The 7,057-nt window shown below is 61.5% G+C and carries 9 protein-coding genes; 1 reads left to right on the top strand and 8 read right to left on the bottom strand.

All coding sequences use genetic code 11. From position 1 onward, the window contains the following. Nucleotides 1-192 precede the first annotated feature (192 nt). The 6 genes from JQ621_RS35660 to JQ621_RS32575 all read right to left on the bottom strand — a co-directional run bounded on the left by JQ621_RS35660 (nucleotide 193) and on the right by JQ621_RS32575 (nucleotide 5,217). Nucleotides 193-642, bottom strand: coding sequence for a hypothetical protein (locus JQ621_RS35660; RefSeq protein ID WP_249125713.1), 450 nt, complete (start codon nucleotides 640-642; stop codon nucleotides 193-195). After that, entirely contained in the window at nucleotides 587-1,159 is a 573-nt protein-coding gene (locus JQ621_RS35655; protein ID WP_249125712.1) for a hypothetical protein, read from the bottom strand. Before JQ621_RS35655 ends, JQ621_RS35660 begins: the two co-directional genes overlap by 56 nt. Nucleotides 1,160-1,225: 66 nt before the next feature. Then, nucleotides 1,226-2,221, bottom strand: a complete 996-nt coding sequence (locus JQ621_RS32590; protein ID WP_212241087.1) for a hypothetical protein — start codon at nucleotides 2,219-2,221, stop codon at nucleotides 1,226-1,228. An 11-nt stretch (nucleotides 2,222-2,232) separates the two neighbouring features. After that, the gene (locus tag JQ621_RS32585; RefSeq protein ID WP_212241085.1) at nucleotides 2,233-3,213 is read right to left on the bottom strand and encodes a hypothetical protein; all 981 of its coding nucleotides are present in this window, start codon (nucleotides 3,211-3,213) and stop codon (nucleotides 2,233-2,235) included. A gap of 105 nt (nucleotides 3,214-3,318) precedes the next feature. After that, nucleotides 3,319-4,407, bottom strand: coding sequence for a recombinase RecA (recA, locus tag JQ621_RS32580; RefSeq protein ID WP_212241084.1), 1,089 nt, complete (start codon nucleotides 4,405-4,407; stop codon nucleotides 3,319-3,321). A gap of 411 nt (nucleotides 4,408-4,818) precedes the next feature. Continuing rightward, a complete protein-coding gene (locus JQ621_RS32575; protein ID WP_212241083.1) occupies nucleotides 4,819-5,217 on the bottom strand; it encodes a hypothetical protein in 399 nt (132 codons plus the stop codon). An 838-nt stretch (nucleotides 5,218-6,055) separates the two neighbouring features. Between JQ621_RS32575 and JQ621_RS32570 the strand changes: the two genes are divergently transcribed. Continuing rightward, the gene (locus JQ621_RS32570; RefSeq protein ID WP_212241082.1) at nucleotides 6,056-6,244 is read left to right on the top strand and encodes a hypothetical protein; all 189 of its coding nucleotides are present in this window, start codon (nucleotides 6,056-6,058) and stop codon (nucleotides 6,242-6,244) included. Between the two features lie 52 nt (nucleotides 6,245-6,296). Here the strand turns inward: JQ621_RS32570 and JQ621_RS32565 are convergent, their stop codons facing one another. Continuing rightward, a complete protein-coding gene (locus JQ621_RS32565) occupies nucleotides 6,297-6,551 on the bottom strand; it encodes a hypothetical protein (RefSeq protein WP_212241081.1) in 255 nt (84 codons plus the stop codon). Between the two features lie 97 nt (nucleotides 6,552-6,648). Further along, on the bottom strand, nucleotides 6,649-6,945 hold the full coding sequence (locus JQ621_RS32560) for a hypothetical protein (RefSeq protein WP_212241080.1): 297 nt from the start codon (nucleotides 6,943-6,945) through the stop codon (nucleotides 6,649-6,651). Nucleotides 6,946-7,057 lie beyond the last annotated feature (112 nt).

Here is a 7,057-nt window from a genome sequence, read left to right as displayed (position 1 = left end):
CTCGGGCGGCCACCCGGGCTGGGCCATTCCTCACGGAACGGCACCATCATAAGCGATCGCGCTAATACAAGGGTGGGCAAAGCGAAGCGTGCCCACCACCTTTGCATGACTTACAAGATCGTGGGCACGGCGCTTGCGCGCCTTTGCCCACCCTACGGCATCTGCAGGGCTAACCCACCCTACGGGTCTGTCCTAAGGCGCAACCAGCGATCGGCTTTCGCGATCCCATCTCCACAGCCGTTCATTGGTCAGCTCAGTACCGCCCCACCAGCGATAGATCCGGTTGTGGCGCCACATGTCGTCCTCGCGCGCAAAAATTGAACGACCCAGCTCAGTCAGCGTGACTTTCCACTCGCTCCTGCCGAAGTAGCGGTCTTCATTGTCGAACGATGGATCGCCCAACAGGACTGGCGGCACCGAATGTGCCCCCAGTTCGAGCAACGCATGTCGCGCGTCATCTTCGTCGAACACATCGCGCATCCACCACGCCTCGGTGACGCGCCTGGGGTCGGTGTGCCCGTCGTTCACAAAGTCCAGAATATCCATTTCGGTGGCACCGAGTCCCGTCACGCTGTCCGGAAGTTCTTCAAGCAACGCAATGAGCGCCGATCGATGTCTCGGCAGGATCATCAGATCCGTCATCAGCAGATCGAAACAGGATTCCGGCGTTTTCAGCCCGGTAGGCTTTCCAGGCACGGCTTGCCATCACCAAATGGCTCTCGGTCACCTTGAAGGCCGGCAGCTTCCATTTTGCGACCGACTCCGGCGCATAGTCCGCAATGCGATCGTCGGTATGTACCAGGCTCAGCTTCGTCGTGATCTCCCTGTAAGGGCGAAGCAGGTCCAGCAGCCAGACCAGTACAAGCTGGTCATTGGGCCGAGGATCGACCCATATTTCAATCGAGTCGAACTTCCCGCACAGCTCGAAGAGGCCGATATCGCGCGTGCCGAAGCCGTTAAGCGCATCGGGACACGCGGCAGAGAGCCAATGATCGCCGGGATTGCAGTGCTTTGCCGATCGGTGCTCCAGCCCAGTCAAAAGCCGCTCCTCGGAAGGCAGTTTGCTCCAGACGAAGCGTGGATAGAATCCGAGCACGACATTCGCGAGGCGCGTCTGGCGAAGCGTGCTCTCCGCCCGATCGTTCGTCGCCAGGATCAAATGGGACACCATTGCCTCTCAAAATGGATACGCGGCACAGGAACACATTGAGCGAATACGTAGGTATCAATCAGGCGCGATGAGCGAGAATGCCTCGCCGTCCCACCGCCAGAGCCGCTCATTGGTCAGGTGAGTGCCGCCCCACCAGCGATCGATCCGGTTGTGTCGGCGAAAATCCTCGTCGCCCGCCAGCACCGCCTTGCCGAACTCGGTCAGCGACAATTGCGATCGCTTGTACCGATCGAAACGGACGGGATCGTTATGCATTTCCAGAGAGAAAGGGCCTTCATCCAGTCCCGCGACCGCTGGCCTCTCGCACCGGGCGAGCCCGTCAAGCAATGCGCCAACTTCCCAATATTCGTAGACATCCAGCTCCTCGTGCTTCCGACGCCCCGGAAAGACATCGAAAGGCTGCAGGCCGCCTCGCGCAATGAGCCGAAGTATCCGCGCTTCCGTGGCACCGAGGCCAGAAGCCAGGCGCGGAAGCTCTTCGAGGAGAGCGCTCGCATAAGGGGAGAGCTGGGGCAGCCAGCTCAAATTCGTCTTGAAGAGATCGCGCCATTTTTGCGGAGTCGGCGCGCAATAGGCCCGCCATGCACGGCTGGCCAATTTGAGTTCGTGAGATTCAATCTCGACAATCGGCGGGTAGAGAATTCCCTGAGGCGGGGCAACATCCCCCACACCCAGGGGCAGACAGCGTATCGCAAAGTCGGGATTTGCATTACTTCGGCGGCGCCAATGATCGAGCAGCCAGAGCAGGATCAATTGCGCATTCGGTTCCGGCCCTCGCCAAAACTCGACAGTGTCGTATTCCTCAAGCAGTTCAATGAATCCTCGATTCGTCGCACCCGATGCCTCGAGACGCCAGGATGGCGTATCGTCGAGCCAATGAAGCCCTTGAGGCTGTGTCGTACGCGGCGCAAAAAACGCGTCGAGCTCCGCATCGGACGGCAATCGTCCCCAAACCAGCCGGCGCTCGATCGCAATCACGAGGTCGGCCAGGCCCGCCTGCTGGATGGCGCCGGCGATGGACGAGTCTGTCGTTACGATGAGCCGCGTCATGTTCGCTCTTATCAAGGCTTGGTTAAAACAGAGCCGTAACGCCACAGCCGATCATTGGTCAGATGCGTGCCGCCCCACCAGCGGTCGATCGGATTATAGCGGCTGAAATCTTCCCGATGGGCCAGGACAGCCTTGCCGAACTCCGTCAGCGACAACCGGCTGCGCAGATAGACTTCGTGCCGAGCTCGCAAATTCTGAAGGTCGATTGTACGAAGTTCATCGCCCAGACCGGCCACTGCCGGCTTAGGGCCGAGAGCGAGGCCTTCGAGCAAATATCCGAGTTCGATCTCGCCGAACACATACGTGCGTCGTAACGAGCTTAGATGGAACAACGGATTCGTGTTCACATACCAGTCAAGCATCTCCAAAAATCGCATTTCCGTCGCACCGAGCCCTGTCAAGGGAGACGGGAGCTCTGCCAGAAGCTCTAGCAAGACTGGCCGCAGCATCAGCAAGCCACTCAAAGCGCGGTGAAGAAGTTTGGTGCAGGGCTCAGGGGTCGGCGCGCGGTAGGCCGACCACGCCAACTTGGCTGTCTCGAAGTCCTCAGCACGGACGTCCCCGACAGGAATATGCGGCTCGGACTTGGCGAAATCATAATCGGGAGGGAACCTCAGATCGGAGTCCAGCAATCGCAGCACAAGCTTCTGCGCCAGCTCAGGACAACCACTGAGGTGATCAAGCAACCAGACGAGTTGCAACTGGTCTCGGGCGGTCGCTGCGAACCAGAGTTCGATCTCGTCATACGGCTCGCAAAATTCGGCCAGGGATAATTTGCGCCCTTTGGCACCCCGTGGCCAGCGAACCCAATCCGACCAGTGTTCAGCCGGGCCAAGATCCGCCGTGTAGGCCGCGAAATAAGCCGAGAGCTTTTCCGGCGATGGGAGAGGCCCCCATGCGAATTGAAAATGGAACGGTATGACGATCTCGGCCAAACCCGATCCCGCAAGCTCGTGCCCACCGCCCCAGCCGGTCAGGATCAGACGCTTCATCGCCCCACCCCATTGTCACGCATACAAACGAAACGGGCGCTGACGACGTCGGCAACTCAACGTCTTCAGCGCCCGCTCCTCGCGAAAAACTCTTCGCTTGAAAGCTTACTCGTCCACGGGCTCTTCGCCGTCGGCGTCGCGCTCGGGGGTGCCGGCCAGGATCTGCTCGGCGATCAGGCCCGAGTTCTGGCGGATCGCGGTCTCGATCTTGGCGGTGATGTCGGGGTTGGCCTTCAGGAACGCCTTCGAGTTCTCGCGGCCCTGGCCGAGGCGCTGGCTGTCATAGGAGAACCAGGCGCCGGACTTCTCGACGATGCCGGCCTTGACGCCGAGATCGAGGATCTCGCCCATCTTGGAGACGCCCTCGCCGTACATGATGTCGAATTCGACCTGCTTGAACGGCGGCGCCAGCTTGTTCTTCACCACCTTGACGCGGGTGGTGTTGCCGACCACTTCGTCGCGCTCCTTGATCGCGCCGATGCGGCGGATGTCGAGGCGGACGGAGGCGTAGAATTTCAGCGCGTTGCCGCCGGTCGTGGTTTCCGGCGAGCCGTACATCACACCGATCTTCATGCGGATCTGGTTGATGAAGATCACCATGGTGTTGGACTTGTTGATCGAGGCCGTCAGCTTGCGCAGCGCCTGGCTCATCAGTCGCGCCTGCAGGCCCGGCAGCGCATCGCCCATCTCGCCTTCGAGCTCGGCCTTCGGCACCAGGGCGGCGACCGAATCGATCACCAAGACGTCTACCGCGCCCGAGCGCACCAGCGTGTCGCAGATTTCCAGCGCCTGCTCGCCGGTATCGGGCTGGGAGATCAGGAGCTCGTCGATGTTGACCCCGAGCTTGCGGGCATAAACAGGGTCGAGCGCATGCTCGGCGTCGATGAAGGCGCAGATGCCGCCCTTCTTCTGGGCTTCCGCCACCGTGTGCAGCGCCAGCGTGGTCTTGCCTGAGGATTCCGGCCCGTAGATCTCGACGATGCGTCCCTTGGGGAGGCCGCCGATGCCAAGCGCGATATCGAGCCCAAGCGAGCCGGACGATACCGCCTCGACATCCATCGACCGGTCGTTCTTGCCGAGCTTCATCACCGAGCCCTTGCCGAACTGACGCTCGATCTGGGAGAGCGCGGCAGCGAGCGCTTTACTCTTGTCCATGGAGGATCCTTCGACGATACGCAGGGCAGTGGTGGACATTGGGTCGCTCCTTATGGCGAGGATTCGGGTGCGGGACAAACGATTGGCGCGGCGGGTCGTCGATAAAATTACCGTACACTATTTGTTCTCAGTTCGCAATATGTTCTTTTGTGGAATTTGGTGCTGTCCGTATTTGGACCCCAAGTGTCCTATTTAGAATTTGTTAGTGTCCTAATTCGCTATGGGAGGCACTGATAGCCAACGGACAACCTTGCGACCTGTGTCGTGCCCTAGTTGACGGCCGCGACCGTGCGGCCCCTCCCCATCCTGGGTTAGTCCAAACTTGGACGGGAGCGCATCCTCGGCGAGGGTCAGAATCCGTCTACCGATGCGAGTTTTGCGGCGAGGAATTATTTCACACCACACAGCCGACCGAGCTAGGCTGGGATTACGCGAACGCGTAAGGCCGCCTCAATTGGCGGAGGCCGGCCTCTTCGCATCCCCAAGAATCAGCAGCGCCAATGGCGCGAGGGGACCGACAATCGCGGAGATCCACACCCACCGCCGCGGCGACCTGTTTCGCTCACGCGCCATCGCGCCCGCGAGCGGGAGCGATCCGATCGAGACGATGACGAAAAGCCAAAAGCCCATGGCCGTCTCCAGTTGCGATGCAGGATGATAGCACGAGATGCAGCGCCTGATCTGCTGGAGGCAGCGCTCTGGGAGATAATCGAGGTCTGCAGCAAGGATCGCGCGGGGCGCGCCGCCGATTGTCGCCCGCCGCCGGACCTGCTCGGGACACACCGAGGAAACGCCAGGCGAAACAGGCTGCTCCCTACTGTGCATGGGGTTGTTTTCGCGCTTGAACAAGCGCGCCGCTACATCAGCGCCAACAGCACGACCCCGATCACCAGTATCACAAAGCCAGCCGCCGTCGCGGCGGCGAACGACCGCTCGACCTTGTCCATGATGCCACCCCGCTATCGGCGCGCCACGTATCCCCCATGGCTTCGCCGTGCCCGCAAAGTGTCGCCAATCGATGTGTCTGAAGTTGTGCGGGGGGATGTCTGAATTGGGACGCGCAGCCGGATCGCAAATCGGATCGCAAGCCCTGCACAAGCTTGCGTAAGGCGCCTGTCAGCCGAATGCTCTAGCGTCGCGCGAGCCCGGTGGACCAACACCGGGCCTCCATACCCAGTCAACCCCGCTCTGCGCCGAGCGGGGTTTTCTGTTTTCGGCCGCCGCCTGGGCCAGATCTCCACACCAACTGATCCTGACCGATCCGTCGTGTCAGCTTGTCGTAAGCCGAGGGGGCTACGGTCGTTGCGCTATGGTGTTGCAGCCCAGCACCTCAGCCTCCAATAACCTCTTGCCCCGCCCGGCTCTCCCCTGGCGGGGTTTTTCTTGCGCGATGCATGCGCCCACGGTCTGCGTCGCAGGTTTGCCGGGCTCCGTCCGTGGTTCTCCGGCCCGGAACAGAGTTCCTGGCCGGGGCAGCTGTGCCCATGCGATCGCGGCCGTTCCACCGGGCCGAAAACCCCTTGGTCGGCTCCAACTTTCGGAATCCGATTTCGCTTGTTTCGAGCGGCGCGCGATTGCTGGATTCCGATGAACTATCCTCGACTTAACAGCAATTTTTGCTTGTCGATGGAATAATGCGGCGGCCAACATGTTTCCGGACATGACAAAGTGAATCGTGGAGGTGACCATGAATCACAGGGGCGTTGAGTTCACGGTTGCAAAGACGGCGATCCCCGGCGTCTGGCAATGGCAGTTCCGGATCGGCGATCAAACCAAGACCGGCAGGACCGAGACGAAGATCGACCTTCTGGCGATCCGTCGCGTGCAATTGCGCATCGATCGGGAATTGAAGGCCATCGGGCGCAAGACGGCCTGACAAGAGCGCCTGACAAGGCGGCCTGACCCGGCCGATCGAGACGCCGGACCGGCTAGTCGGCGGTGGGCAACCGCCGCATGGTGAATTCGATGGCGCCATCAGGCAATTCGCGCCAGGTCTCGACTTCGCTCATGTAGCCGGCCTTCGGATAGCGTGCGAAAAAGGCCTGTGCCGTTGCCCGGGCCGCGGCGCGCGGCAGGGTGAAGCTCTCGCGCAGATAGCCGTCGCCCGCCCTGTCGCCCGATCCAGCGGCCGGCTTGCGCCGGCGCGCCATCCGCTCGGCGAGGTCGCGCGGGCGGTCCGCCATATCCTGCCTCCTCAACGCTAGTCTGCGAGGGAATGTAGGATCCATCTCCGGCGAAGGGGAGTCCCGCCGGAGGCGTCAGCTGCCTCTAGGCCAGGCGTCAATTGGCGGCCGTACCGGCCTTGGGCTTCTTCGGCGCACCGGTGGCGGCCGCGGCTTTCGGCGCGGGCGGCTTCGGCGGGTCGGCGCGCATTCCGCCCCAGGGGTCGTTGGCCGCCTTGGCGTCCGGAATCTTCTTCAAGGTCTCCTTGTAGGCCTTTTCGCGCGCGGCATCGGCGGCCTTCTCGTCTTCGGTTTTGGAAGGCCCATCCGCCATCAGATTGATATGGGGCGATTCCTGCGCGAAGGCCGGTCCGGCCAACACCGTCAGCACCGCTGCCATACGAAAAAGCTTCATCACTCACTCCTTGATTTCATCGATAGCACCGGACCGCAGCTTCGGCCCGCTAGAGCCGGTCCGATCTGCACGATTTCGGCCCCTGGAACCAGTCCTCCCAAATCGGGCCGCA

The organism is Bradyrhizobium manausense, from assembly GCF_018129685.1.
In the GTDB taxonomy this organism is placed as follows: Bacteria; Pseudomonadota; Alphaproteobacteria; order Rhizobiales; family Xanthobacteraceae; genus Bradyrhizobium; species Bradyrhizobium manausense_D.
This window is presented reverse-complemented; position numbering and strand designations above follow the sequence as displayed.

What these genes read in the sequence shown, in the direction of transcription:
- JQ621_RS32565 (WP_212241081.1), bottom strand. Translation starts at nt 6,551, where the DNA reads ATGGCGGACCGCCCGCGCGACCTCGCCGAGCGGATGGCGCGCCGGCGC.
- JQ621_RS35660 (WP_249125713.1), bottom strand. Translation starts at nt 642, where the DNA reads ATGACGGATCTGATGATCCTGCCGAGACATCGATCGGCGCTCATTGCG.
- JQ621_RS32590 (WP_212241087.1), bottom strand. Translation starts at nt 2,221, where the DNA reads ATGACGCGGCTCATCGTAACGACAGACTCGTCCATCGCCGGCGCCATC.
- JQ621_RS32570 (WP_212241082.1), top strand. Translation starts at nt 6,056, where the DNA reads ATGAATCACAGGGGCGTTGAGTTCACGGTTGCAAAGACGGCGATCCCC.
- JQ621_RS32585 (WP_212241085.1), bottom strand. Translation starts at nt 3,213, where the DNA reads ATGAAGCGTCTGATCCTGACCGGCTGGGGCGGTGGGCACGAGCTTGCG.
- JQ621_RS32560 (WP_212241080.1), bottom strand. Translation starts at nt 6,945, where the DNA reads ATGAAGCTTTTTCGTATGGCAGCGGTGCTGACGGTGTTGGCCGGACCG.
- recA (WP_212241084.1), bottom strand. Translation starts at nt 4,407, where the DNA reads ATGTCCACCACTGCCCTGCGTATCGTCGAAGGATCCTCCATGGACAAG.